The 26442-nt window shown below is 45.2% G+C and carries 21 protein-coding genes; 6 read left to right on the top strand and 15 right to left on the bottom strand.

Translation table 11 applies throughout. The features are described from left to right. Positions 1-113 precede the first annotated feature (113 nt). The gene (locus tag HQN88_RS28315; protein WP_173118823.1) at positions 114-2921 is read left to right on the top strand and encodes an S-layer homology domain-containing protein; all 2808 of its coding nucleotides are present in this window, start codon (positions 114-116) and stop codon (positions 2919-2921) included. 67 nt (positions 2922-2988) lie between these two features. Here the strand turns inward: HQN88_RS28315 and HQN88_RS28310 are convergent, their stop codons facing one another. From HQN88_RS28310 to rarD, 12 genes are all read right to left on the bottom strand, one after another. After that, positions 2989-4059: a serine hydrolase domain-containing protein gene (locus tag HQN88_RS28310; RefSeq protein ID WP_173118822.1), complete on the bottom strand. Its 1071-nt coding sequence runs from the start codon at positions 4057-4059 to the stop codon at positions 2989-2991. Positions 4060-4474: 415 nt separating this feature from the next. After that, complete coding sequence (gene nagZ, locus HQN88_RS28305) at positions 4475-6097, bottom strand: beta-N-acetylhexosaminidase (RefSeq protein WP_173118821.1); 1623 nt, start codon at positions 6095-6097, stop codon at positions 4475-4477. Between the two features lie 26 nt (positions 6098-6123). Continuing rightward, positions 6124-7038 carry an N-acetylglucosamine kinase gene (locus HQN88_RS28300; protein ID WP_173118820.1) on the bottom strand — a complete coding sequence of 305 codons (915 nt, stop codon included), beginning with the start codon at positions 7036-7038 and terminating at the stop codon, positions 6124-6126. A 25-nt stretch (positions 7039-7063) separates the two neighbouring features. Beyond that, positions 7064-8203 carry an exo-beta-N-acetylmuramidase NamZ family protein gene (locus tag HQN88_RS28295; protein WP_173118819.1) on the bottom strand — a complete coding sequence of 380 codons (1140 nt, stop codon included), beginning with the start codon at positions 8201-8203 and terminating at the stop codon, positions 7064-7066. A gap of 113 nt (positions 8204-8316) precedes the next feature. Further along, positions 8317-9021 (bottom strand): PIG-L deacetylase family protein, encoded by a 705-nt coding sequence (locus tag HQN88_RS28290; protein WP_173118818.1) that lies wholly within the window; start codon positions 9019-9021, stop codon positions 8317-8319. Continuing rightward, positions 9021-9989 (bottom strand): GNAT family N-acetyltransferase, encoded by a 969-nt coding sequence (locus HQN88_RS28285; RefSeq protein ID WP_173118817.1) that lies wholly within the window; start codon positions 9987-9989, stop codon positions 9021-9023. The genes HQN88_RS28290 and HQN88_RS28285 overlap by 1 nt, the downstream gene beginning before the upstream one ends. 28 nt (positions 9990-10017) lie before the next feature. Continuing rightward, on the bottom strand, positions 10018-10878 hold the full coding sequence (locus HQN88_RS28280) for a carbohydrate ABC transporter permease (RefSeq protein ID WP_173118816.1): 861 nt from the start codon (positions 10876-10878) through the stop codon (positions 10018-10020). 16 nt (positions 10879-10894) lie between these two features. After that, positions 10895-11797, bottom strand: coding sequence for a carbohydrate ABC transporter permease (locus HQN88_RS28275; protein WP_173118815.1), 903 nt, complete (start codon positions 11795-11797; stop codon positions 10895-10897). Positions 11798-11887: 90 nt separating this feature from the next. Next, positions 11888-13324, bottom strand: coding sequence for an ABC transporter substrate-binding protein (locus HQN88_RS28270; RefSeq protein ID WP_173118814.1), 1437 nt, complete (start codon positions 13322-13324; stop codon positions 11888-11890). Between the two features lie 70 nt (positions 13325-13394). Further along, positions 13395-14309 carry an N-acetylmuramic acid 6-phosphate etherase gene (gene murQ, locus HQN88_RS28265; protein ID WP_173118813.1) on the bottom strand — a complete coding sequence of 305 codons (915 nt, stop codon included), beginning with the start codon at positions 14307-14309 and terminating at the stop codon, positions 13395-13397. Between the two features lie 189 nt (positions 14310-14498). Next, positions 14499-15365, bottom strand: coding sequence for a MurR/RpiR family transcriptional regulator (locus HQN88_RS28260; protein ID WP_173118812.1), 867 nt, complete (start codon positions 15363-15365; stop codon positions 14499-14501). A 593-nt stretch (positions 15366-15958) separates the two neighbouring features. Further along, entirely contained in the window at positions 15959-16843 is an 885-nt protein-coding gene (gene rarD / locus HQN88_RS28255; protein WP_173118811.1) for an EamA family transporter RarD, read from the bottom strand. Positions 16844-17060: 217 nt separating this feature from the next. Here rarD and HQN88_RS28250 point away from each other — a divergent pair, with 217 nt between their 5' ends. From HQN88_RS28250 to HQN88_RS28230, 5 genes are read left to right on the top strand one after another with little or no spacing between them, the layout of a single operon-like run. Beyond that, positions 17061-18599 carry a spore germination protein gene (locus HQN88_RS28250; protein WP_173118810.1) on the top strand — a complete coding sequence of 513 codons (1539 nt, stop codon included), beginning with the start codon at positions 17061-17063 and terminating at the stop codon, positions 18597-18599. Continuing rightward, the gene (locus HQN88_RS28245) at positions 18596-19696 is read left to right on the top strand and encodes a GerAB/ArcD/ProY family transporter (protein WP_173118809.1); all 1101 of its coding nucleotides are present in this window, start codon (positions 18596-18598) and stop codon (positions 19694-19696) included. The genes HQN88_RS28250 and HQN88_RS28245 overlap by 4 nt, the downstream gene beginning before the upstream one ends. After that, a complete protein-coding gene (locus tag HQN88_RS28240) occupies positions 19693-20814 on the top strand; it encodes a Ger(x)C family spore germination protein (protein WP_173118808.1) in 1122 nt (373 codons plus the stop codon). Before HQN88_RS28245 ends, HQN88_RS28240 begins: the two co-directional genes overlap by 4 nt. 22 nt (positions 20815-20836) lie before the next feature. Then, positions 20837-21937, top strand: a complete 1101-nt coding sequence (locus HQN88_RS28235) for a GerAB/ArcD/ProY family transporter (protein ID WP_173118806.1) — start codon at positions 20837-20839, stop codon at positions 21935-21937. After that, on the top strand, positions 21934-23058 hold the full coding sequence (locus HQN88_RS28230) for a Ger(x)C family spore germination protein (RefSeq protein WP_173118804.1): 1125 nt from the start codon (positions 21934-21936) through the stop codon (positions 23056-23058). The genes HQN88_RS28235 and HQN88_RS28230 overlap by 4 nt, the downstream gene beginning before the upstream one ends. Positions 23059-23161: 103 nt before the next feature. Here HQN88_RS28230 and HQN88_RS28225 read toward each other — a convergent pair whose 3' ends face one another. The 3 genes from HQN88_RS28225 to HQN88_RS28215 all read right to left on the bottom strand — a co-directional run bounded on the left by HQN88_RS28225 (position 23162) and on the right by HQN88_RS28215 (position 26392). Next, positions 23162-24043, bottom strand: coding sequence for a carbohydrate ABC transporter permease (locus HQN88_RS28225; RefSeq protein WP_173118802.1), 882 nt, complete (start codon positions 24041-24043; stop codon positions 23162-23164). Positions 24044-24064: 21 nt separating this feature from the next. Beyond that, on the bottom strand, positions 24065-24946 hold the full coding sequence (locus HQN88_RS28220; protein ID WP_173118800.1) for a carbohydrate ABC transporter permease: 882 nt from the start codon (positions 24944-24946) through the stop codon (positions 24065-24067). 87 nt (positions 24947-25033) lie between these two features. Continuing rightward, positions 25034-26392, bottom strand: coding sequence for an extracellular solute-binding protein (locus HQN88_RS28215; protein ID WP_173118798.1), 1359 nt, complete (start codon positions 26390-26392; stop codon positions 25034-25036). Between the last annotated feature and the right edge of the window lie 50 nt (positions 26393-26442).

Here is a 26442-nt window from a genome sequence, read left to right as displayed (position 1 = left end):
TTTTGTATTTTTATGTCGAAATAAATCGAAAATTGTAGGACAAAAGTCCCATTCATCTGTTATACTCTAGCTATCACTTTGAGTAAGACAACAACGTAGAGAGGATGAATGACATGAAACAACGAGTCAGAAAACTTACACTGCAGTTTGCCATGATAGCTATCATGCTGTTCGCGAACTTGCCAATGTATAGTGGGAATGCGGAGGCTGAACCTTCACCAACGGTATCATCGTATGCCATGGAAAACACAGTTTCAACCGCGACGTTAGTAGCCTATATTAACGGAATACAATCGATTGTTGCTTCTGGTATAAAGCTGTCCCTGACTGAAGATCTATTAGATTTTTCAGACATCCCAAACTTGGACGGTACTAACGCCAGTACTACAAGAACAGCACATCTTACGGAGTTGACCCCAGGCACTACATACTATTTTTACGCTTATGCCAATGATGGGGAATCGACATACAAGAGTGAGATCCGTTCCTTCACGACAGCTGCTATTCAAGCAATTGATGTAGCGATTGGGAGCGGTGCTCCACTTACGAAAACACTCGTATCTTCCAGCAGCGACCAAACCGTTTACGCTGTACATGTTCCATACAGTACAGCAAAGGTAAATGTCTCTGAGACTGTATACTTAGGCTCATCGTATGTGTTTTTGCCTTTGGAGTTTGCAAAAGTAGGTAATTACTCTTCAGACTCCGCTAACTGGAATAACACAGCAGATTGGATTAAAACGGCAACTTATGAAGATGTAGAATTAAGCTCGAATGTAACCAAAGTATGTGTCAGCACGCCAATTTTCGGAGGCCCATCTGGCGGAGCATCAACGATCGAAAACTGTAATGGCTATCCTTACGAAGTGCAAATTATCCGTGATGCACCGACCGTGCAAACATTGCCAGTAGTAATGAATACAGACAAAACCGCATATTTAACTGCCGATGCACCTGGCTTTATTCATATTATTCCTGCAGAATCCCCTACAATTGGATTTGAGTTCGATCAGAATGCTGATATGTCAACGAAGCAAGATATTTCTAGTAATTGGATCAACATGTATGACAGCAATTTCTATCAATTTTTGGAAGATGACTTATTAACACCCGGCACTACATACTTTTATCGCGCCTTTGTGCAAGATGGAGAAACGAGATACCTCGGAGGTATCGAATCTTTTACAACTGCGGCCTTTACAGGCATTGACGTGAAACCTGTAGGCGGCGGGAATGCCTTTGCTAAATCGCCATCCGTGTTCAACACTAGTCAAAAATTATACACCGTGCATGTTCCATATAACACAACAAGTGTGACTGTAGCTCAAAATGTCTACCTAGGCACAGCACAGCAACCTGCACCTGCAGAATTTGCTGTCGTAGATCTAGACAGTTATACAAAAACTGAGAATTGGAGCCAACCGCCTGTACTCGGGAATATTACTGCGAATCACCAGGTAGCTGTGACATCGAACTTAACGACAGTATGTCTTAACGCACCGGTATTCCAATCACCTGGGAACATCGAAGGCCCTATCGGTTCATGTAAGCATTATGATTACGAAGTACAAATCATTCGTGACGCTGCCCCACAAGAATCTTCACCTGCGACACCTCCTAAAACCGTGAAAGTCATCGTAACAGAGCAAAGCGGAACTGTTGCCAATGTTCCTGTCACACAACTAGGAGAATCTAAATTGCCGATGTCGGCTCAATTGTTTACAACAGATGGCAAATCACTTAATCTTCCAGACATTGCAATTGCAGCAGATGGCACTTTCTCCTTGCCGAATGTGCCAGCAGGTCAATATCACATGGTCTTGAATGTCGTCGCACCAACAGGTGAGAAACTTGCAGGTAGACCTGCGACGTTGACTGTCGATGCAAGCGGTAATGCCCAAGTCGAATCCGAGCTCATTGACCCTTACGGAATCATTACCGATACGGTAACGGGTAAAGTCATTGAAGGCGCACATGCGACACTTCACTGGGCTGATACTGCTTTGAATCGTTCCAAAGGTAGAACCGTTGACGCATTAGTCATATTGCCGATTTTGCCTGATTTTGCTCCGAATCAGAATAAGGATCCACAAGACAGCAATGCCAAAGGTGAATATGGTTGGATGGTATTCCCAGATGGCGACTACTATATATTAGCTACGAAAGCTGGATATAACGCTTTTGACAGCAGAACAACTGGTGCCAATAAAGATGATGGCGACGATAGTTATATTAAAAACGGGATCATCCACATCGGACAGTCCATTGAAAGCTACGATTTTGCCATGGAGCCAATTGCGAAAGAAACAGGCACACATAACAATTACATCGCTGGTTACCCGGATGGCACATTTGGTCCAGATCGCAATATTACACGTGCGGAAGTTGCGGCTGTTTTTGCCCGAATTACGAATGACTATCAACTTGTACTACATGCAAGTGATTCAAACAACTTCAATGATGTATCGGACAGCCATTGGGCCAAAGAATACATCGAGAACGTACGCGCTAACGGATTGATGCTGGGTTCGACAGAAGGCTCCTTCCTTCCAGAAGCTCCGATCACACGTGGAGAAGTGGCGGCAATCGTAGCCAGATTCAAGAAATTGGCACCTGTAGAAGAGCCACTTTTTAGTGATACTGCAGATAGTTGGGCAAGCAGCGCCATTAATGCCGTGAAAAAAGCGAACATTATCGATGGATACGGAGATGGTACGTTCCTTCCGAATCAGAATATTGTTCGTAAAGAATTCGTCATCATGATCAATCGTATGCTTGGACGTGGAAAGCTCCAAAATGCCACTGAACAGCTATGGAGTGATGTACCTGCAACCAACTTCTACTTCGCCGATATCCAAGAAGCATCTACAACACATCAATACGCGATCTACGCAGATGGTCTTGAGCGATTAAAGAAATAAGAACCCGCCTCATCAGCGGTTCTGAAAGGAGCCTCCCAAACGGGAGGCTCTATTTTTTTCAACACAGCTATTGGGATTGAGAAAGTATGAGATTGTGTAACCTTGGCCGAATCTGCAAAATATGTTCCGTTCGCCCAAAATGAACCCGGTTAGTAAGTAAAATGACCTGTAGATCTTGCTCAGGTTCGAACAACAGGCTCGTGCCTGTAAAGCCTGTGTGCCCGAATGATTGCTCGGATGCATAATCGCCGCTAAACTGGAAGCTGCTCGGATTTTTCAGCAACCAACCTAACCCTCGAAATTCTTGATCATACGGCGTGAAGTTTCGGGATGACAGCTCTATAGCTGCTCTGGAAATAATTCGTCGGCCCTTAAAAACGCCTTTCTGGCGTATCATTTCAGCATAATTCGCTACATCGTGAACCGTCGAGAATAGCCCCGCATGACTGCTTACTCCATGCATGAGTTCCGCTTTTTCATCGTGAACAATGCCTGCCTTGTACGCTTGACGATGTTCCGAAAACTCGGTAGCCGCATAACGCGTTGCCGCAAAGGTAGGACTAAACCCCGTTTCCATCATCTCCATCGGTTCAAATATTTCCCGTTTGAGATAGGTGTCGAATGCTTCACCGGTCACAGATTCAATGATCAGATAAAGCAAAATCATGCCAATGTCGCTATACACAACTTTTGTACCTGGAGGATGAAGCGGCCGTTCGTTTAAGATCAGGTCCACCAGCTCATCTCGAGATAGATGCATCAACCCTCTTATGCCCGAGATATCTGCCTTAAGCCCGGAAGAATGGGTTAGCAGATGTACGATTCTAATGGGCTCTTCCTGATCGCAGCGAAAATGCGGCAAAAAATTCCCAATCGGATCAGCCAACGTAAGTTTCCCTTGATCCATCAATTGAAGTACCACTGGCAACGTTGCCACCACTTTGGTCAGGGAAGCCAAATCAAAGACCGTGTCTACACTCATCGGAGCAGCTTCCGGATAAATAACTCGGCTCCCATAGGCTTGCTTTACTATTTCCTTTCCTCTATGAGCGATATAAAGGACCGCACCAGGGAGATGTCCTGCGGCAATTTCTTGTTCGATGAAGTTGCTTATCTTAGCAATATCCCAATTGGACATACCGGAGTGCTCCTCTCGCTTTTATTGCTTTGGACCAGTGGGTGAGTAAGTCCATAATATCGACTATCTCGCTCTAAAAATCACCCCAGCAGGAGGAAATAGTCGAAATATTCGACTTACAGACTCCAAAAGTCCATCCTGCGCTCCCGCAAGTCGATAATATCGACTTACAAATCTCCACTAGTCGAATAGTCCGAAATTACCGAATTAATCTATTGACGCTCCCCCTTAACTCTCAATTAGTCCTAAATAGCCTAACTAAATCGACAATTACAAGTCTCGCACAAGATAAACAGTTAAGTAGTTCGGCAAAATCGGACTAATGCTCTTACTACAGTCGTAATCCTCAATTTAAGTCGGAGAAATCGGACTAAACGCAGCAGCTTCTCTGCGAAAAATCGACTTTCCCATTCCATTATTTCCCTTCTACCCATCTCCAGCCTGCTGGATACTCAGTGCCTAGCGACACCGGCAAACGCCCTTGCGGTGTCACCAATCCAAGCAGGGCACGCGCGGTACTATGCAGCGCTAGCGGTCGGCTTTCGTAGGACGCGACAAACGTCGCTACGTCCGGGAACTCCAGCAGGTCGTACGGTACGCGCAGCGCGACAACGACCAGCGGCTTACCGAGCGCTTGCAGTTCGCGCACCAGCGCGACCTGCGCAGGATGGAATCGGGCGTTGTACGTCCCGATGACGATCTGCTCCGCAGCCGCCGCTTCCGCAAGCACCGCCGCGCTGCGCTCGTTCACCTCCGCAAGCGGGAGCACGCGGTCGATCACGTCCAAGCCGTGCTCGGCCAGCGCAGCTCCCAAGCTTGCGACGCCCGCGTACGCTTCGTCGACGCCCGACGAAACGGCCGCGGCCACAGTGATCGCCAGCGTCCGTACGCGCGGCAGCGGCAAGAGCTGCTGCTCGTCCTTGACGAGCGTGATGCTTGCTTCGCTGAGGCGCGCAGCAACCGCACAATGCGCCGCGGTCCCTACCTCTTGCGCAGCCGTCGCACGAGGCTGCTCCGCAATAACCCCGCGGCGCGCTTTCAGCGCGAGCAATCGCTGCACCGAAGCGTCGATATGCGCTTCGGTAATTCGCCCTTCGCGCACTGCTTGCGCGATTGCCTCTATAGCGCCGACCTGCAGATCACGACGGTGGCTGATTAACACAAGATCAGCCCCTGCTTCAACCGCCATAACGGCAGCGGCAACCGTACCGTAATGCTCAGAAATGGCATTCATCTCCATGCAATCGGTCATGATGACCCCGTCATAACCAAGCTCCTCACGAAGCAATCCAGTAAGCACCGTTTTCGACAGTGTAACCGGCAGCTTCTTAGATTCTAATGCCGGGAAATAAATATGCGAGGACATAATCGCATCGACTCCACCCTCAATCGCCTCTACAAAAGGTACAAGCTCCACCGCGCGGATCCGCTCTTCATCATGTGTGATCGTCGGCAAATCCAGATGGGAATCGGTATTCGTGTCCCCATGTCCAGGGAAGTGCTTAGCGGTTGCCACAACATTCGCTTCTTGAAAGCCCCGCACAGCCTCTCGGCCATACTGAGCGACTTTCTCGGGTGATTCACCGAATGAGCGCACACCAATAACCGGGTTATCCGGATTGTTGTTCACGTCCAGATCCGGTGCAAAATTCAGATTGATACCAAGCGAACGCAGCTCTTTACCCGAGATAAACGCTGCTTCATACGCGCCTTCTGGACCTGCATCCCCAGCAGCCAACGCCATAGATCCCGGCATAAGGGCAACCCCTTCGGTAATCCGAGCAACCATGCCTCCCTCTTGATCGATGGAAATCCAGAGCGGCAACGTGCCATTACGCTCTGCAATCGCCTGTAAGCTGCCGGATAACTCAGCAATCTGCTTCGTATTCTGTACATTCCGTGCAAAATAGATAACACCGCCGATGCGCTGTTCCGCAATTAGCGTTTCCAGCGATTGGGACGGTTCCGTGCCTTCAAATCCGCAAAGAATCATCTGCCCGATTTTCTCCTGCAGCGACATTTCATTCATTTCTCTCATGTTTACTACCATCCCTCATCACATAATCACTGCAAACGGTTCAGCGCCATCAGCGCAGCACCGCTAGCGGCATCTCTCTTCGGCGTTATACAGGTCATAGCTGGATAACGTTCTTTGAGCCCATTCATAAAAGCTGTTTGAATAAAGCTATTCTTAAGCAGTGCACTCCCAGCCATCGCAAGAACACCTTCCTGCATCGAAAGCTTTTCCGCAACAGGTACAACCAGCTCGAGCAACGAATGAGCACTTTTGTCGGCGATAGCGAGTGCCGCTTCATCCCCAAGCTCACATGCTTTGGATAGAATAGGCGCAAGCGCTGCTATATCCTTCTTATTGGTCTGTTTGTCATAGACAAACAGGATGATTTGCCCAATCGAGGTCATGCCTAATTGTTCAAAGACCATTCCTGTAATAACCGTCGCAGGCACCCGGCCATCATGAGCTCGTACAACGATAGAAAGCAGATCTCGTCCTATACTGTAGCCACTGCCCTCATCGTCAATGAGATAGCCATAACCGCCAGCACGATGGGTGTCACCCTCTTCATTTTTGCCATAACAAATTGAACCCGTCCCTGCGATCAGGATGATCCCAAGTTCCCTGTTATGCGCGCCGCAAAGCGCAGTATCTTGATCGCCTGTTATGAACAAAGGTCCCTCATAGCCACAAGCCCGAACACTAGATTCCAAACGGGTCGTGACCGTTGGATTGCTCACGCCAGCCGCCCCGATGCACACTTGCGCGCAATGATGAAGTCCATCGCATACACGATCGATTGTCCGAAAAATCTCCGCTAGACTAGCCCCAACGCTCGCCTCATCCTGACCATTATAATTAATGGCCCCCGATGTAAACGTGTGAATCTCCTGACCGCTCTCATCGACGATGGTTACTGCGGTCTTGGTACCTCCACCATCGAGTCCCACTGCATATTTCTTCATATATGAACGTCACCTCCTGATGCTTCTAATACAAATGATAGGGTTGTTTTCTCCGAGCAAATTCACGGCTCTCCTCACGGAATTGTTCCAGCATAACCGGAACATCGACCCCTGTTTCTCGGTAGTGGCTGCCGCCGCCAAGCAAATCGATGAATGGCCTTGAGCCCTCTCTAAAAGGGGGTAAAAATGAAAATTGCTCATAATTTTTCTGAATCGTGTACATCAACGTAACGCCGATATCGATGGGGCGAACCGCACGGTTGTCGAGCACGTGAATTTGCACGCCTGCGCAATGTTCTCCCTGGAATTTGGAAAATGACGGCTTGAAATAAACGGGACGGAATACAACGCCTGGCAATTTCTTCGCATTCATTTCATCCGCTAACTGGTATGCATCAATGAACGGAGCACCTATGATCTCAAACGGGGCTGTCGTTCCTCTGCCTTCCGATAGATTCGTTCCTTCAATTATACAAGTGCCGGGATAGAGCACGACCGTCTCAAAACGAGGTATGCCGATCGAAGGCATAATCCATGGACGTCCCGTGTCCGAGAACAGCATATTTCGTTCCCAACCTTCACAGCGCACGACATGCAGCTTGCAGTTCAATTGCCTTTCATCGTTCGCCATCATAGCGACCTCTCCTGGCGTAAGTCCATATCGAACACTAAGCGGGTAGTTGCCCACAAAGGATTCGAAGCCGCTTTTAAGCACATTACCTTCTACAGTTACGCCATCCAGCGGATTGATGCGGTCCAGAACGACAAATTCTTTGCCCGCTTGCGCACAATCTTCTAAAGCATAAAGCATCGTATATATGAATGTATAATAACGAGTTCCTACATCTTGGATATCGTAGACAATGATGTCGACCTCATCCAGCATTTCCTGAGTCAGACGTTTGGAATCTTTCCGGTACAAGCTATAGACGGGAACCCCCGTCAGCGGATCCACATACGTGTCGACCAGCGCACCAGCTGCTAGATCACCACGAACCCCGTGCTCTGGAGAGAACAAGGCCACTAGGTTGAACTTCTCATGAAAGATTTGTATCGTCGATACAAAATCCTTGTTTAATCCCGTAGGTGCTGTAATTAGCCCAACCCGTTTACCTACGAACAAGTGAGCATATTTATCTATACAATCGATACCGTTTAAGATCATTGCTGCCTCCCCAACCTTGCCTTGATTTTAAAATGACTGCAACAAGCTTAAGCCTCGTTACAGTCATTTGGTATTTTTTATGATTTAGTTTTTATGATTTCATTTTAATAGTTTTATAATTCCGATTGACGAATCCGCATTGTTTCTTCAGGAACCATGAACGTCTGCGCATATTCTTTTCTCGCTTCAAGACCGCGTACGCGCATCAGATGCTTGTAGTACTCCAAGTATTGGAACGATTTACTGCCTGTCACGAACCAATGAGTCGAAACCGCCTTCACCCACAGATCAAACGCCTCTTTAGGGAAATCGACATAAACGTAAGGAACGTAGTCAACGGCATCCTCCCAGTTCTCAGCGTAATACAATTTTGCTGCAAAGTGAGCTGGCTTCTCTCTCTCAAACGAGGCTAGCCCAGCGAAAAAGCGCGCATCATTCACAATACGGTGAGTCGTCATATGATCCTTATGCATGCTATTTTTAAAATGCGTAATGATCACGTTCGGCTTCACGTCGCGAATTACATCGCATACCCGATAGCGCATTTCTTCGTTATCTTGCAGTTCACCGTCCGGAATGTCAAAAACGATGGAATCGCCGCCTAACATCTCAGCAAACGTTTTAGCCTCATTCACTTTTTGTGCACGATATTCCTTCATGTCTTGCCCAGCAGGAACGCCACGTTCCCCAGCAGTTAACGCTAAAGTAACAATTCGATCACCTTTCAGAGAATGATGGGCTAATACACCGCCTGCTGTTAATTCAGCATCTCCGACGTGACCTCCGATAGCTAGAATGGTCAATTTTGGCTCGCTCATTATGCAAACTCCCTTCTCATGACAGCAAATAGTTTCACAGTTTGAAAACCTGCTCGTTCATAAATCCGGATCGCTGGATTCGATATGCCTGTAAATAACGACATGTATTCGGTCCCTATTTCTTGAAACGCTTCACATAGCTTGTAAAATAAGAGACTGCCTAAACCATGACCCTCGTGCTCAGGAAGCACACCGATACCGGCAAAATATCCTCGCCCATTCGCTTGACGAATGACGGGTCCTGCGAAGCCAATGGTCTTGCCTTGATAAGCAGCGATGACAACAGGCACGCCATTTTCCGTGGATCCGCTGATCTCCTTTTGCCATAACGGATTCCCAAAGCCCTCCAGCATGTCTGCCACACCAACGTGCTTACCCGGGTCAAACAGTTCGATTGTGTACCCTTGGGCGCTCGCTTTGGTTTCTTTCACGCTGTATTCCTCTGGCATCGTAAACGCTGACAAATGGAGATACATGGCGCATTGCTTCGCACGTTCGACATAGCCTGCACCAAGCAAAAATGTATATAACATACTATCTACCGGTACACCCGGGGCATTATTATGCTCATGCTGAGGAGTATCTGGGATATACCATGGCAATAACATCGGATTGAAAAAGAGAATGTCGGCTTGCTTTTTACCCAAATGTTTAAAACGATCTTCCAAAGCAGTTAATAGCATTAAATAATTGTCCTCAGTGTCATAACCGCTTGCTAACACGATACACGTGATATATCCAGCCACATCGCCAAGCGGAAGATCATCCCCTGTACACCCACAGGCATAACCGACGACCTTATCTTTGGCTAGAAGAAGAAACGTACTGTCCTTATCAAAGTAACGATTTTCCGCAAAGATCCCATCAAAGCTTTGTTCTGTAAGCTCCTTATAGCCATCCTTCACCGCGGCTTCATTCCATAATGCGATGACGGCGTGCCGATAGGAAGCATCCCATGTTACCAACATGCTGCAGTTGCCTCCTTTTGACCCGAGATTAGCCCTTCACCGCACCTACCGTTACGCCTTCCAAGAAGTATTTTTGTAGGCTAAAGAATAGAACAAACATTGGTAAGGCTGAGATTGTTGCCCCTGCCATCATTGGCGCGATATACGTCGTGTTGGCAAAACGGAAGTTTTTGAGACCAACCTGAATCGTCTGCATTTCCATCGTGTTCGTAACGAGAAGCGGCCAGAAAAAGGTGTTCCAGCTATCCATAAAGGTTAGAATCGCCATAACTGCCATAACCGTTTTGGATAGTGGCAAAATGATACGAATATAAATTTGGAACTGGCTGCATCCTTCAATTTTGGCACTTTCCATAATCTCGTTCGGGATACTGCTCATGAATTGTTTCGCCAAGAAAATGTTATATACGGTTACTAGTCCCGGCATAATTAAGGCACTATACGTATCTTGCAAATTAAATACATTCACAACTAGAATGTACAAGGGAACCTGTGTAACTTGGTAAGGAATCATCATGGACATTAGTAACAGGCCGAACAGGAATCCTCTTCCCTTGAAGCGAAGCTTCGAGAAGGCATACCCTGCCATACTGGCGAAAATCACATTCGAAACCGTTACCGTTGCAGCCACGATAAGTGAATTCAATAACCATCGGTAAGAGTACTCACTGTAGTCAAAGAAAAACTTAAACGATGCAAAGGAAACTTTGGTCGGAAAAATCGAATAACTTACCGCGCCCGCTTCTACTGGATCTCCGAGTGCAGAAATGAACATAAAGTAAATCGGGAAAATGGTCGCCAGAGCAAAAAGGAGAAGGGCGATAAAAATAATGGAGTTACGTATTGTTTTCACTTTTGGATTGCCTGCATGATTGCTATATAAAGACATTATTTACCCCCCGATCTTAATACTCGACGTCTTTCCCCGCGTATTTAAATTGAATAACCGATATTACTGCTATGATGACGGCTAGAATCAGAGATTGTGCCGCTGCTTTGCCAAATTCGAAATACGTAAATGCATTGTTGAAGATGAGTAAGCCCACCATCGTCGTTGCATTGTTAGGTCCGCCACCTGTCATGAGATAAGCGTTCTGGAATACCTGGAAGGAACCGATCACACCAGTTACTAGCAGGAATAGGGTTGCTGGTTTAAGGCTAGGTACGACAATGTGCCACAGTTTTTGGAGAAAATTCGCACCATCAATCTCTGCTGCTTCATAATACGTATCATCAATCCCAAGCAAGCCGGCCAAATAAATAATGATGCTGGTACCATGACTGGACATCCACGACATGAATACCAATGAAAACATAGCTGTTTTACTTGAACCCAGCCAGTTCTGATTCTCAAAGCCAAAGAAATGAATAAGTTGATTTAGAATTCCACCCTCTAAAGGATCGAAAATCCATAGCCAAACAACGGATAAAGCAACACCTGAAGCTACAACGGGTAAATAGTAAATACCTTTAAAAAAGGACTGCGTTTTCTTACGAAGCGGCAGAATCAACACTGCAATCGCCATCGAGAGAAACAAGTTAACCGGCACAGTCAAAACCGTGTACACAAGCGTATTCTTCATGGCTTGCCAGAACAGGCCATCCTTCAATGAGCTTGCATAGTTATCAAAACCGACATAGGTGGAGCCTAGTGGTTTGTACTTTTGCAAACTAATGATGAACGCGCTTACGACCGGGTAGGCTGTGAACATGGCAAACACAAGTAAGGACACAGCAATAAAGATATATCCCCAGGTACCATCTCCCTTAATTCCTTTTCGCTTTATCGACTTCGCCATTAATGCCATAACATTCAACCCTCTTTTCACAACTTGCTTAAAATGATTCGGATAGTCGTGCAATGTTCTGCCCGACTATCCGAGGATTATGCCATATTCTTAGTCTTTAACGATTCCGTCAGCACCGAAGGCAGCAATGGCAGCAGTTTTAACAGCCTCATACATTGCTTCAGGTGTAACTTCACCTGCGATTAGTCCTTGGAATTTAGGAACGATCACTTCTGTTTCTAGCTTGATCGCTTTAGCAGACAATTCAGATGGAATGTCAGAGCGAGCTGGTGTTGCATTTTTAAGCATATTGTCTACAGCAGCAACGTTATCTGGGTTTCTCTCAATCTTCATGTTAGCTGCTTCTTTTTTGGAACTTTGCGTAATGTGTGCGGCGAACAAATCATTGTTCGTTGTTGCTGCAACTTTACCGCTAGCTAAGAAGTAAGCGGCTTTCACGACATTTGCTTTGTGCTCTGCAGTCGGCTCCTTCTTACCGCGGAACGTCATGTAACCATCAACAACTGTAGCAGCCGAAGGTTTCGCACCTTGGAACGTTGGCGCTGGCAATACGATATAGTCAACTGGGATACTGTCTTTTACTGCGGAGCCGTCTGCCGCTTTAATCTTGGCATTATTCGTTTTCGCGGAGTTTTCGAATGTCGCAAGACCTTTACCTGTGATCATCGTTTGCCCCGTTAAGAACATGTTCCAACGTTTACCTGCATCTACAGAGCTAAGCTCTTTCGGCATGGAACCATCGTCGATCAAAGCACGAAGATCTTTCAGTAAGCCTAAGTAGTTTTTGCTAGTATACGCATATTTCAAGTCTTTATTAAACGCATGCGGCATGCCTGCATTTTTGGCCATAATCCCTAGGTAATCAACAGCGGCAACGCCTTTTACTGCGAATACGAAGCCATATCTTGTCTTACCATTCTCCGTAACTACACCTTTTTTAATCGCATCACGGAATTCTGTGTAAGTCCAACCATTTGTCTGAACTTTTTTCCAATCGATGCCTGCTTTCTCTAACATCTCTTTATTACCGCCAAGCGCATGAACTTCCATATAAGCTGGGAAGCCGTACAAGCCTTTGCCGTTCTTCATATATTCAAGTGGAGCCTTATCATAATCATTAATCATTTCAGGTGTTGCCGTAGTCGTAATATCCATCAATAAGCCTTGTTCGATATACTTCGGAATACCGTCAGATCCACCAAAAGCGATATCCGGCGGGCTACCTGCATTCACTTGTGTATCTAGCTTTTGTTTCACATCTTCCCAGCTAGCTGGTTCGATTTTCAACGTAAGATTCGGATAAAGCGCCGTGAAATCTTTGGAAATTTGCTCAAAATTCTTCTGATAGTTCGGTGAAACGGGAGGAAGCAAAGCTGTGATCGTGTCTTTCGCAGTGCTGGCAGTAGCTGCAGGAGCTGTTGAACCTGCTGGAGTAGTCGTTTCCTTCGTACCGGAATTACTACCACAAGCTGTTAGAGCCATTGTTAACGCGACGACAGAAGCTAATACGGGCATTTTTCTTTTCATGAAAAACAAACCTCCTAGGTTAGGGATCCTTGAATGTAGCTCAAGTCTCTCCTTTTTTGTTTTAAGATGATTAAACCACTTTTACAAAGGTACGTATGGCTCTCTTCAAACTACCCTCACATTGTTCTAGTGCTTCTTCCGCTTCCTTCACTTCCATGCCGGTTTTAATCATCATAATGGCAAGTTTACAGTTCATGGACGCTTTCTCAAGATGAGCAATCGCTGTGGGTTCATCCACTCCAGTCGCAATCCGAATGATGCGAACCGAACGATCGTACAACTTGATATTACTAGCCTTCATGTCAACCATGAGATTGTTATATGTCTTTCCAAGCTTAACCATTGTTCCAGTTGTCAGCATGTTAAGCACCAGCTTCTGTGCTGTACCCGCCTTCAGACGAGTAGATCCCATAATTACTTCCGGCCCAACCACTGGCGCGATGCATACATCTGTCACAGCTACCAATTTGGAATTCTTGTTATTCACGACACCAATCGTTGCGGCACCAATTTCTTTCGCTTTCTTCAAGCAAGCGATAACGAATTGTGCACTTCCACTGGCCGTGATCCCAATTACCGCATCCTTCGCTGTTACTCCGCATCGTTCAATGAGGGCGACCCCCTCCTCAGCGTTGTCTTCAAAACCTTCCACTGCTGTTCGTAGTGCTCCATCGCCACCGGCGATATGACCTTGCACCAACATTGGATCAATACCAAAGGTTGGAGGACATTCAGATGCATCAAGCACACCGAGTCTGCCAGAGGAACCAGCTCCTACGTAGAGCATCCTGCCACCGTTTCTGAGAACTTGATGCAAGATATCAACCGCTTTCACGATCTGCGGTATCTCGGCTCCGACTGCTGCTGGAACCAATGCATCTTGTTCATTCATCATCCGAAGCATTTGCTCTGTTGAACATTCGTCAATTGTCTGTGTCTTATCATTAATCTCTTCCGTAGTTAAACCCGATAGATACTCATCCATAGCTGCTGTCCTCCTGCCTGCTGTACTCTTTACAAAGTCTTTACTGGTCTTATACTAACGAAAAATTTCAACTTGGTCAATACTTTTTGAAATTTTATTTTATGGTAAAATAAAATATTGATTTTTTATTTCTTAAATTTCGACAAAAAAACGACGCCTGAAAGGACATCGTTAGTGTGGGCGAATCGCTTATTTTCTATGCTTGCTGCTAGCAATAATGTCGTGCGTTTTGGCCAAATACTTCTTCACATGCTTATATTCACTGCTCGCTACTCCGGCAAAAAGAATGTCAATCACGGTCAACATCGCGATCCGCGAGCCCATTGCACCGCTTCGAATCGTGACTTCTGGTGTCGAAATGCTGAGTACGATATTCGCTTTATCCGCTAAGGAGCTTTTATTGTACTTAGTAATGGCAATAATCGTAGCGCCATTCTTCTTGGCGATTTCAAGCGTATCCAAAATCTCGATCGTGCTGCCCGAATTGGAAATAAAGATCGCGACGTCACCTTTCCCAAGCAACGTGGCTGCAGTTAATTGACTATGACCATCCGTGTAGGTGTGGCACATCTTGTTGATACGCGAGAATTTCTGCTCCGCATCCATTCCGACTAGACCAGAGGCACCGATTCCGAAGAAAACAATCCGGTTGCAAGCCACTAACACTTTGACCGCGCGGGCAATTTCATTTCGATCAATGACGCTGAGCGTGTCTTCAATCGATTTGCTATTATTGTGCGAAATGTTAGAGATAATCGTAGAGAGATCATCGCCAGGTTGGATATCCGTGTATTGGTCCTTCTGCTCCTCATCCATCGATCCCAGCGAAGCCGAAATACTTACGATAAAGTTGCGATAGCCCTTATATCCCATCGTTTTGCAGAAGCGCAATACAGAGGCATCACTTGTTTTGGTCGATTGAGCGAGACTCTTAATCGAGAGATGTGGAATCTCGTCCACATTGTCTAATATATACTCAGCTACCAACTTCTCCACTGGAGTTAGGCTGTCTTTCATATCGCGAATTTTAATCAATATATTATCATTTATTGTCATATAAGTTCCCTACTCACCATAGATTATCCAAGCTGAAATCACCTTCATCATACGGATAATTAGGTAAAAACACAAGATCCTTCTGTAAATTTCCTGTAAAATTTAATGTCATTAAGGAAATTTTATTTCAAGTTTTTCTATTTATATGAAATTAAATTTCTTCGATTGCGTCTAGAAATATTGCGGCTCGCGAGATAGAAAAACCCCGTTCGAGAATCGCTCTCGAGCGGGGTTCTTTGTGGTTCAGGATAGATGGAAATTTGACTACTTTACTTCTCCGCCGTCCAAACAAATTAAATGGATTTTATGAAGCTAATTTTGCCAATTCTCCCCATTCGGAAACAATAAATGGATTCACTACAGTTAATTTCCACTAAAATCAGCCAAACCGCCAATCCTGCTCATATTAGCTGTACTTTTTCCATCTATTTACTAAAACTAAGGTGATACGGCAAAATTAGCTGTATATTTTACATCTACCTGAAAGCCAGCTACTCAACTGGGCACACTTCTACTTCTACTTCTACTTCTACTTCTACTTCTACTTCTACTTCTACTTCTACTTCTACTTCTACTTCTACTCAATTTTCATCCTAGTCCGTAACCGCTGCCGTACGCGCTACACGGATCGATGCAAATGCATATACGATAAGTGCACTCCAGATAAAGGCAAAGCTAATCATTAGCATCGGCGAGAACTGCTCTTTGAACACGAATACGCTAAGCAGAAGTGTAATCGACGGGCCGATATACTGAATGAAGCCCAGCATAGACAGCGGCAGCTGTGCCGCGGCTTTGGCGAACCATAGCAAAGGCAGCGCTGTAGCAGCTCCTGCTAGGAAAAGCATAATCAACGTGAGCGGCGGCAGTGACCATGCAGCATCCTGATGCGTAGCGAATAGGTAGATGACGTAAGCAAGGGCGATCGGGAATACGAACGCGGTTTCTCCCGCGAGACCGGTTGCGGCATCGTAGGTAACTCTTTTTTTCACCAGGCTATATAAGCCGAAGGTACCTGCTAAAGTGAGGGACACCCACGGGAATCTGCCATAATCTAAGGTGGCAATCATGACACCGATTCCTGCCAGAGCCACGGCGAGCCATTGTCTGCCAGTTGGCTTTTCACGCAAGAACAGCACCGCTAGCATAATGTTAAAAAGTGGCGTGATGTAATACCCGAGACTCGTCTCGATGACATGCCCATTATTAACGGCCCAAATAAAGATCAGCCAATTGGTGCTGATCAAGAGGCTGCTCGCCCCCACCAGTAATAAGGTCGTGCGATTCGTGATAAGGCTGCGAAATTGCTGCCATTTGCCTTTACCAACAACAATCAGAATCGCCATAAAGACGAATGACCAAATCACGCGATGCGATAGTATTTCTCCAGCCATCAACGACCCAAAAAGCTTCCAATACACAGGCAGCAATCCCCAAGCAATGTAAGCAATAATGGCATAGCCAAGACCTTTTTTCATCTAAATAAACCTCATTTCACTTCCATGTAACACAATTCTCGTAAAATTTGTCCACAGGTTAATTACTACTCTATTGTATTGTAATCTAGTGTTGGGCTTTTGTAAAAAAATAGATTAGCCCCCGTATGAGAATTCTCTAAATGGGTGCGGCCATGAATAAAATCACCATAATTCTGGATAATAAAAGAAAAATATGGGATGAGTGTGGTGAAGATCGGTGCTATTTTCAAACTTGTTCGGCAAGAAGAAGTATCGTTCAGTCCAAGAACACGTTAATCAGCCGCCTAGCAACACCATTAGTACATCTTTGGTACAAAATATAACTTATTTACATAGTCAATTCAGTCAAACCCCCGATCTGGTTGTGCGGCACTTCATCATAAAGAAGTCTGGTGAGCAAGCAGCATTAGTCTACCTCAATGGACTAGTAGATAAAAACGCAATTAATAACAATGTTCTCCGCCCGCTGCAATTTGAAATGGGAACCGGAAATGCGATTGACGATATTACGGTAGATGTAGGCCAAATTCAAAGCTTGTTTACATGGCCGCATATCGAGAATGCCATTTTGCGAGGCAATAGTATTCTCTTTGTTAATGGGCAGACAAAAGCCTCCGCCTTAGGGACGCAAGGCTGGCCGCAGCGGGCGATAGAAGACTCACAGACTGAAGTTTCTTTAAAAGGAGCACATCAAGGCTTTGTTGAAACTGGCAGTCAAAATATTGCCTTAATCCGTCGCTATATTCAAAACCGTGAATTGAAAATTAAAGAAATGGTGGTTGGGCGAAGAGGGAACACGTTAGTTTCTATTTTATATTTAGCTGATGTCGCTCATCCTGAAGTACTGAAAGAATTGGAAGACCGCATTCAGCAAGTTGATGTCGATGTCATTCTTAACACAGGCGAGTTAGCCGAATTTATCGAAGACAATCCGTATTCGCCATTTCCACAATTTATTACAACGGAAAGACCGGATGCTGCAGCTTCACAAATATTGCAAGGCAGATTCGCTGTTGTTGTAGACTGTTCACCTAGCGTATTAATAGCACCGGCAGCATTTATGTCGTTTTTTCAAAACATCGACGACTACAGCACGCGCTGGTCGATCTCTACTTTTATACGACTACTGAGGATGTTCGCATTTTTCGTCGCTATCTTTTTGCCGGCGTTCTACATTGCAGTCATTTCCTATAACTTCGAGATCATCCCCGTTAAATTACTGCTCACAATTGGCGAGTTCAGAGGTCGAGTACCCTTCCCGCCATTTGTGGAAGCGATCATCATGGAGGTAACACTAGAAATGATGCGGGAGGCTGGAGTGCGTCTTCCTGCTCCCGTTGGGCAAACCGTTGGTATAGTCGGGGGCATCGTTATCGGGCAAGCAATCGTTCAAGCAGGACTCATCAGTAATATCATGGTCATTGTTGTTGCCTTTACGGCTATCGCATCATTCATCCTGCCTAATTATGATATGGTCGCTGCTGTCCGGCTTATTCGCTTCGTCATGATGATAGCTGCCTCCATGTTCGGCTTTGTTGGCATCATTATTGCATTGATGACCATGATCGGGCATCTGATTGCGCTCGAATCGCTCGGAACACCGTACGGTACCCCTTTCGCACCGGTACGATTTGCAGATTGGAAAGATTCGTTCGTCCGTTTACCGCTGTGGACAATGGGCAAGCGACCTCTAGGAACAAGAGCGACTCAATCGCAGAGGCAAGGATCAAATCGTCCAAAAGGTGATGGAAAATGAAGAAATATGCATTTAATGAAATCACCACTATGCAATATATTTTTCTGAATAGCGGTATTCAAATCAGTGTTTTCTTTTTGTCGATGCCACGAAAACTAGCCGAAAAGGCAGGTACTGATGGTTGGATCGCACTCATCATCGGTTGGGCTGTTACGGTAGCAGCAAGCTTGATTGTTATTCAGGTGATGAAAAAGTACCCCGATGGCACATTGTTCGATCTATTAACACGATATTTGGGCAAATGGACAGGCAAGGCGGCTGCCATCCTTTTTGCCCTTTATCTCTATTATTACGCTTACACTGGGCTCGTTCAGGCGGTATTGCTCACAAAGGCATGGCTTTTGCCGCAAACTTCGGCACCTATCGTTATGCTGTTATTGCTCATTCCCACTTATGTGGTTGCACGTAACGGCCTTCGCGTCTTGGGCAGATATGCGGAAATTGTTTTTATGATCTCCTGGTGGATACCATTTGTATATTTGCTTCTGCTCAAGGACGTCAACTGGCTCAATATGTTTCCTATAGTCAAGGAAGGATGGATGCCTGTACTCTCAGCGGTACCTACTTCGTTCTTTTCTTATATCGGATTTGCTACTACGTTTATTTTGTATCCGTTTTTGAAGAACAAACACAAAGCTTCTAGCGCTATTATGATCTCCGATACGCTGACGATGTTTGGGTATTTGTTCATTTCGGTTATCTGTTTTGCCTATTACAGCCCGGATGAAATTCAGATGTACAACGAACCCATGATTAGTATCTTAGAATCTATTGAGTTTAAGTTTGTAGAACGGATAGGGGTTCTGTTTATCGCATTTTTTTTACTTATTTTTTCATTAGCATGGATACCGGCTATATACATGGGTGCTTTTTGCACAAGCTGGTTGCTCGGAAAGCAGGATCATCGCAATCATTTGCGGATATTATGGTTATTCATTGCTGTGAGTACGTTTTTCTTCATGCCAACATTTAATCAGAGTGATGTCATGAATGATTTCCTTACTCGGGTTGGTTTTGGAATTGAATACGTTTTTCCCGGTTGCTTACTCATCTATTTATGGATGCATGATCGTTTTCAGTGGAGGAACCGCATATGAACAAACGACTCCTTCCTGTTATCCTCATCGCGATGGTTGTCGTCATCATTTCCAGTTGCAGTGACAGGTTAGATATGGAAGATGCCTCATTTGCCTTATTAGTAGGTTTTGATCTCGATAAAGAAAACGAGTTCATTGTATATAGTACATCTCCTGTTTTCAGTAAAGATGTCGAGAAAAAAACGCGCGAACTTAGGGTGATGCCACAGACCAATCGTCAATCAAGAGAAGAACAGGATAGTTATACACAGGGTGTTTTCCAAGGCAGAAGTATTCAAGTCATACTGGTATCGAAGCGAATCCTGCAGCAAGAAAACTGGTTCCAACTAACGGATGTCTGGTTTCGCGACCCGAAAAATGCGTTAACGCCAAGAATCATTGCTTTCGATGGGCCTCTCGCTGACATTATATACCTAAATCCGAAAGATCAGCCGATGCTGCCCTTGTTGCTGCGTGAAATGATCGATACGAAGGACGCCAGATCGGAAACGGTAAATACGACTTTGCAAGGGCTTCACGAGCAAATAAGTGAGAAGGCTAGCACTCCCATCATTTCTGAAATTCGACTGAAGGATAAAATGATTGCGATGACAGGCACGACACTTCTGGATCATAAAGGGAATTTTGTTGAATCTCTGAACATACAGGAAAGTATTCTGCTGCGAATATTGCAAAACAGTACGAAAAAATCCGTCAGTTTTACAATCCCCATTCCCGGTGAAATGAAGATCGGACCGTTTCATACAGACAAATTAAGTTTAAACGCTGATAACATAAAGGTAAAAATCAAGACCTCCTACCTCAAGGACAACTTTCAGTTCCAAATGCACATTACCATGCACGTTGGATTATCGGAGCTTATGTTTCCTTACGACGTGCGAAGTCATGGAAAAGAATTGGAGAATAAGATAACCGATCAAATGCAAAAGCAGTTGGAAAGCCTCATAAAGAAAATACAAACGGATAAAATCGATCCCATCGGGCTTGGGTTCCACGCGCGAGCGCACGAATATAGCCATTTCAAGAATGTGGAAGATCATTGGGGTGAAACGCTGGCCAAAGCCGACATTCATGTTTCCGTGAGAACAATCCTAGGCGCTATGGGAACAGTGAAATAAATGCTTTAAGGGAGGACAGCAAGTGAAAAAATATGCATTGAATGAAATCACCTTCATGCAGTATATCTTTCTCAACTATGGTATGGTCGTGAGCTTCGGTTTTTTGTCGCTGCCGCGAGTATTAGCTGAACATGCAGGTACATCAGGCTGGATCGCGCTCATCATCGTTTGGTTGATCTCATCTGCAGCGGGTTTGATCGTCATACAGGTGATGAAGAAGTACCCAGATGGCACCTTGTTAGATCTATTGACGGTGTACTTGGGCAAATGGGCAGGCAAAGTGGGAGCTGTCCTATTTGCTCTATATCTTTTTTACTATGGTTACACCGGTCTCATCTATACAATATTGATTACAAAACAATATCTTTTGCCGCAAACTCCGGCATATATCATTATGCTTTTACTGCTCATTCCCACTTATGTCATTGTGCGCAGCGGCCCTCGCATCTTGGGCAGATATGTGGAAGTGATTATCCTCCTTTCCTTATGGATCCCCTTCGTTTATTTGATTCCTCTTAAGGATGCTCATTGGCTCCGTCTGCTTCCTGTGCTACAGGACGGATGGAAGCCTGTATTCTCAGCGTTACCTAGCACTTTCTATTATCATATAGGTTTTTCAACCACATTTATTCTCTATCCATTCCTCAAAAACAAACAGAAGGCCTCAGCCGGAATTGTTATCTCATATGGACTGACAATGCTCATGTATTTGTTCATTACCGTCATCTGTTTCGTGTATTTCAGTTCAGATGAAATTATGACGTACAACGAACCGACGATTAATGTATTGAAAACAATTGAGTTTAAGTTTATAGCGCGGATCGAAGTGTTATTTATTGCGTTTTATTTACTTATGTTTTCATTATCTTGGATACCGACGATATACATGAGCGTTTTTTGCACAACTTGGCTAATCGGAAAGCAAGACCACCGCAATCATTTGCGAATGCTATGGATACTCCTCGCTGTGGGCACGTATTTCTTCATGCCTACTTTTTTTCAGAGCGAACGGATGAATAATTGGCTTGGTCAGATCGGCCTTGTTGTCGAGTACATGGTTCCTGCTTGTTTACTCCTATACGTATGGATACATGATCGTTTGGGGTGGAGGAAGCACTTATGAGCAAGCGGCCACTATACCTTTTTTTGATTATTATGATGATAGCTATCGCACCGGGATGTAGTGACCGATTGGATTTGGAAGAATCCACAAACAACCTCGCTCTAGGACTTGATCTCGACAATGAAAACAACTTGCTTATCTATTTGCACAGCCCTTCGTACGGTAGAGATATCAAGAAGAAAACACTAGAAATCGAAGTGAAGTCGCAAACGATTCGTCAATCGAGAGAAGAACAAGATCAATTTGCACCAGGTGTTATTACTGGCAAAAAGGTTCAGGTCATACTTATCGGGAAACGCATCCTAGCACATGAAGACTGGTTCCCGATACTGGACGTCTTCTTTCGTGATATGAAAAATCCTTTAACACCAAGAGTCATTGCTTTCGATGGATCTATCTCCGACATTATAGACCTACATCCAAAAGATCAGCCGATGTTACCTTTATTGCTGCGCGGGATGGTAGACACGAAAAGTACAAGATCCGAAACGGTAAAAACAACGCTGCAGAAGCTGCATTGGCAAATGTATGAGAAGGGGGTGACACCCTCTATCTCCGAAATCCAGTTGGGCAACGACAAACAGATCCGGCTGGTTGGCATAACGCTGTTAGATCATAAAGGGAAATATACGGCTTCACTGAGCGCAGAGGAAACCATTTTACTTCAAATATTGAATAAGAACGCCAAAAAGCCTGTTAGCTTATCGCTTCCAATTCCTGGCCAAAAGAAGAGCGGTCCATTTCATACAGACCATTTAAGTATATCGGTTCAAGGAACGAAACCGAAAATAAAAACCTCGTACACTGATAATAAGTTTCGGTTCGATATCAACATTAAAATGACAGCCAGTCTTACTGAACGTTTATTCCCCTTTGATGTGCGAAAGAATGGAAAAGAACTAGAGATAATGATTTCTGAACATGTGCAAATGCAATTTGAGAACCTCATCAAGATGCTACAGAAACATCAAATCGATCCGATCGGGCTTGGTCTCTACGCCCGGGCTCATGAATATAGTCAATACAAGAAAGTGGAGGATCATTGGGGAGAAGCGCTGTCAGAGGCAGACATTCATGTTTCCGTTAAGGTTATATTAGGAAGTATGGGGCCCCTCAAATGACTGGTACTAGAGCAGGAGCAATGGTTTGAAGCGGTGCATGCAGCGCGGCTTTCGCGCAAAAAAATCCCCGATTTACGGGGACTCCTGTGCGACTCTGCGATCATTATCCTTTTACCGAACCCGCAGCTATTCCTTCTACGATCCGATTACTGAGCAAGATGAACGCGATCATAATTGGCAAAATACTGATCATCAGGGTCGCGCCAATCGCGCCCCAATCGGTCGTATATTGACCGACGAAATTCTGTATGCCTACGGTCAATGTCTTATACTTTTCCGAAGAGATGAACGTATTCACGAAAATAAACTCATTCCAGTTGTAGATCATGTTGATAATCACAGCCGTAGATAACACCGATGCCGTCATCGGCAGCGTGATGCTGAAGAAGATACGATTCACAGAGCACCCGTCCATCACGGCAGCCTCTTCCACTTCACGCGGCAGCGTGTAATAAAAGCCGAGCATAATCATAATCGTAATTGGTAAGTTAAAAGCAATGTAGGATAAAATGATTGATAACGGATGATTGGTTAGGTTCATTTTCATAAACATACTGAATAAGGGAATGAGCGTCGAGTGCACGGGAATCATCATCCCGACCATAAACAATCCAAGCACAAAGGACTGCAGCTTCCATTTCATCCGGGTCAAAGCGAATGTCACCAAGCTAGCCAATAAGACCGTGACCCCCACCGACACTAACGTCATCCAAACGCTGTTAAAAAAGTAACTATTAATATGGCCCTGCGTCCAGACCTTCTCGTAGTTCTCCCAACGCAGTCTTTCTGGGAACGCCATCGGCGCGAGATTGAAGATTTCCTCATTATTTTTCAAAGAGAATAGCATGAGCCACAAGAGAGGGAAAATCTGAATGACAGCGACAATCGATAACACCATATACAATACGCCATATCCGATTTGTCCAGGTAGCTTGCTTCGTACGGTTAGCGCCTGTGCCTGACGACGGGTGGTTTCAAGTTGCATCGGAATCGGAATCTCCTTTCGTTACGAGTATTGGATATCATCTTTGGAAGCCGTCGCTTTACGGATTAACCACGTCGCCACGAGGCATATCAAGAGCAAGAAGAAGCCAATTGCGCTAGCATAACCGAAATCATAGCCTTTGAACGCTTTGCGGTACATGTAGGAGGCCATTACTTCACTGGATCCGTTAGGTCCGCCCCCCGTCATCACATAAATCAGGTCGAAATATTTCAGTGATCCAACAACGGCTAGAACGACCGTTACTTTCATCACTTCAGCGATTAACGGAACACGAATGGACACCGCAATGCGCCATGGACTTGCACCATCAATGCGCGCTGCTTCGATAAGCGAGGTAGGTACATTTTTTAACGCAGCATAGTAGATTAAAATGTAAAATCCGGCGTACTGCCATAAGATCGGCATGAAAATCGCGTATAAAACAATGGATGGATTGGACAGCCATTCCGGTGTATGCGTGACCCCCAGAGACGTCAGGATAGCATTCAATACCCCGTTCGTTGGGTGGAATATTTTCAACCATAGTTGAGCGATAGCAACAGAAGAAAGCAGCATAGGGATTAAATAAATTTTGCGAAAAAAGTTAGCCCCTCGAATGTTTGCGGAGAGTACTAATGCGACTAACAAGTAGCCAAGCAGAGAGATTGTTGAGAAAATCGCCAGCAAAAACGAGTGCTTCGCGCTTCCCCAGAATAATTTATCCTTAAGCAGTTCGGCATAATTGTGCAAACCGATGAAACTCATTTTGCCTACGCCATCCCATTTCATTAGCCCGTAGTAGCCCGTCATGATGATCGGCATATAGATCAAGGCTAGCAGCAGAAATAACGAGGGAATCACGTAGATCGCAATCATGGATTTGTTAGACATGACTTTATCCATAGCAGGCACTTCCCTTTCAGCGATTATGACAAAGGACATACCACTTGGAGGGATATGTCCTTTCCCAAATCGATCGTTTTCGTTAGGCTACTTCGGTTCCTTCGCCAAGGCATCCTCATGATTCTTCGCAAAAGCTTCCGGGGTCACCGCTTTACCAAACAGTGCTTGAATCATATTCAAGTGAACTTCTGCGGAAGCTGGCTTCATTTGAACATCGGCGAATAGCGTAATATTGCTCGCTTTATTCAACTCATTCAAGAGATCAATGTACATTTGTGGCAGCTTCACTTTGGATGTGTCTACTTTCGTTGCTGGGATAACGCCTGCTTCGGAGATTGCGTGCTCGCCCCACTTCGATACGAAGAAGCTGACGAATTTCTTGGACTCTTCTTTTACTTTGGAATTGTTCGCTACGAACAAGCCTACGCCTGGTCCGCCAACCCAGCTATCCATGTTCCCTTTACCGCCATCTACCGTTGGGAATTTAAAGAATCCGATTTGATCTTTGAAAGCTTGTGGTACATCTTTGTTCGTTGTGTAGTTCGGTAATTCCCATGTTCCCATCATATACATAGCAGCTTTGCTGTTCATGAATTCCGCTTTACCTTCGTCGTTGCCAAGTCCGTTGAAGCCTTTGTTGAAGGCATTCATGTCCACAAGCTGGGAAATTTCCGAAGCTGCGCGAACCAAGCCAGGATCGTTGAAGGAACCTGTGCGGTCAATCGCTTTTTTCAATGTTTCAGGGCCACCGATACGATCAGCAAGGTACATGTACCAAAGCGATCCTGTCCAACGATCCTTGTTCCCGAGTGCGATTGGGGCTACACCGTTTGAGCTAAGCGTTTTGACAATGTTTTTGAACTCATCATACGTCTTAGGCGGTGCAAGGTTATACTTGGCAAAAAGAGCTTTATTGTAATACACCGGCACGATGTTCAATTCAACCGGAAGACCGTAGGTTTTGCCGCCGAATGCGTAAGCATCTGTCGTGCCTTTCACGAATTTATCTTTCAAATCCCCTTGCAGCAAGTCATCCAGCGGAGCGAACATGTCGCCTTTTACGTAAGGATCCATGTAGCCTGCTGCCCACGTGAAGCCCACATCAGGAAGGGCATTTGAAGTGGAAAGCACCTTCATTTTATTCTTGTATTGTTCATTCTCGAGCACTTCCTGCTCAATCGTCACATTCGGATTCGCTGTTTGATACTCTTTGATGATATCGTTTACAATTTTGTTTTGCGTTGCGGAGTTTCCTGTCGGCCAAAGATGCATCATTTTAATCGTTACTTTTTTAGCGGGTTGCGCAGTTGCAGCTTCCGTTGCTTTTGCCGTTTCTTTAGGCGCTGTAGTTGGACTAGCATTTTCTGTAGTACTAGAGCAGCCCGTCAGTGCCATAGATAGGCCGAGCATCGTAGTTAGCGACCATGTAAGCGTTTTTCTTACCATGTTTGTTTCCCCCTAATTATTTGTGTGCTACGTGTTTTATTGTAGCGCTT

Source organism: Paenibacillus qinlingensis, assembly GCF_013204845.1.
GTDB classification, from domain to species: domain Bacteria; phylum Bacillota; class Bacilli; order Paenibacillales; family NBRC-103111; genus Paenibacillus_E; species Paenibacillus_E qinlingensis.
Note: the sequence above shows the minus strand (reverse complement) of the source record. Positions and strands in the feature narration are given on the sequence as shown.

Excerpts from the sequence above, each read along its gene's own strand:
- HQN88_RS28315 (WP_173118823.1), top strand. The coding sequence starts at position 114 with ATGAAACAACGAGTCAGAAAACTTACACTGCAGTTTGCCATGATAGCT.
- HQN88_RS28310 (WP_173118822.1), bottom strand. The coding sequence starts at position 4,059 with ATGTCCAATTGGGATATTGCTAAGATAAGCAACTTCATCGAACAAGAA.
- nagZ (WP_173118821.1), bottom strand. The coding sequence starts at position 6,097 with ATGAGAGAAATGAATGAAATGTCGCTGCAGGAGAAAATCGGGCAGATG.
- HQN88_RS28300 (WP_173118820.1), bottom strand. The coding sequence starts at position 7,038 with ATGAAGAAATATGCAGTGGGACTCGATGGTGGAGGTACCAAGACCGCA.
- HQN88_RS28295 (WP_173118819.1), bottom strand. The coding sequence starts at position 8,203 with ATGATCTTAAACGGTATCGATTGTATAGATAAATATGCTCACTTGTTC.
- HQN88_RS28290 (WP_173118818.1), bottom strand. The coding sequence starts at position 9,021 with ATGAGCGAGCCAAAATTGACCATTCTAGCTATCGGAGGTCACGTCGGA.
- HQN88_RS28285 (WP_173118817.1), bottom strand. The coding sequence starts at position 9,989 with ATGTTGGTAACATGGGATGCTTCCTATCGGCACGCCGTCATCGCATTA.
- HQN88_RS28280 (WP_173118816.1), bottom strand. The coding sequence starts at position 10,878 with ATGTCTTTATATAGCAATCATGCAGGCAATCCAAAAGTGAAAACAATA.
- HQN88_RS28275 (WP_173118815.1), bottom strand. The coding sequence starts at position 11,797 with ATGGCATTAATGGCGAAGTCGATAAAGCGAAAAGGAATTAAGGGAGAT.
- HQN88_RS28270 (WP_173118814.1), bottom strand. The coding sequence starts at position 13,324 with ATGAAAAGAAAAATGCCCGTATTAGCTTCTGTCGTCGCGTTAACAATG.
- murQ (WP_173118813.1), bottom strand. The coding sequence starts at position 14,309 with ATGGATGAGTATCTATCGGGTTTAACTACGGAAGAGATTAATGATAAG.
- HQN88_RS28260 (WP_173118812.1), bottom strand. The coding sequence starts at position 15,365 with ATGACAATAAATGATAATATATTGATTAAAATTCGCGATATGAAAGAC.
- rarD (WP_173118811.1), bottom strand. The coding sequence starts at position 16,843 with ATGAAAAAAGGTCTTGGCTATGCCATTATTGCTTACATTGCTTGGGGA.
- HQN88_RS28245 (WP_173118809.1), top strand. The coding sequence starts at position 18,596 with ATGAAGAAATATGCATTTAATGAAATCACCACTATGCAATATATTTTT.
- HQN88_RS28240 (WP_173118808.1), top strand. The coding sequence starts at position 19,693 with ATGAACAAACGACTCCTTCCTGTTATCCTCATCGCGATGGTTGTCGTC.
- HQN88_RS28230 (WP_173118804.1), top strand. The coding sequence starts at position 21,934 with ATGAGCAAGCGGCCACTATACCTTTTTTTGATTATTATGATGATAGCT.
- HQN88_RS28225 (WP_173118802.1), bottom strand. The coding sequence starts at position 24,043 with ATGCAACTTGAAACCACCCGTCGTCAGGCACAGGCGCTAACCGTACGA.
- HQN88_RS28220 (WP_173118800.1), bottom strand. The coding sequence starts at position 24,946 with ATGGATAAAGTCATGTCTAACAAATCCATGATTGCGATCTACGTGATT.
- HQN88_RS28215 (WP_173118798.1), bottom strand. The coding sequence starts at position 26,392 with ATGGTAAGAAAAACGCTTACATGGTCGCTAACTACGATGCTCGGCCTA.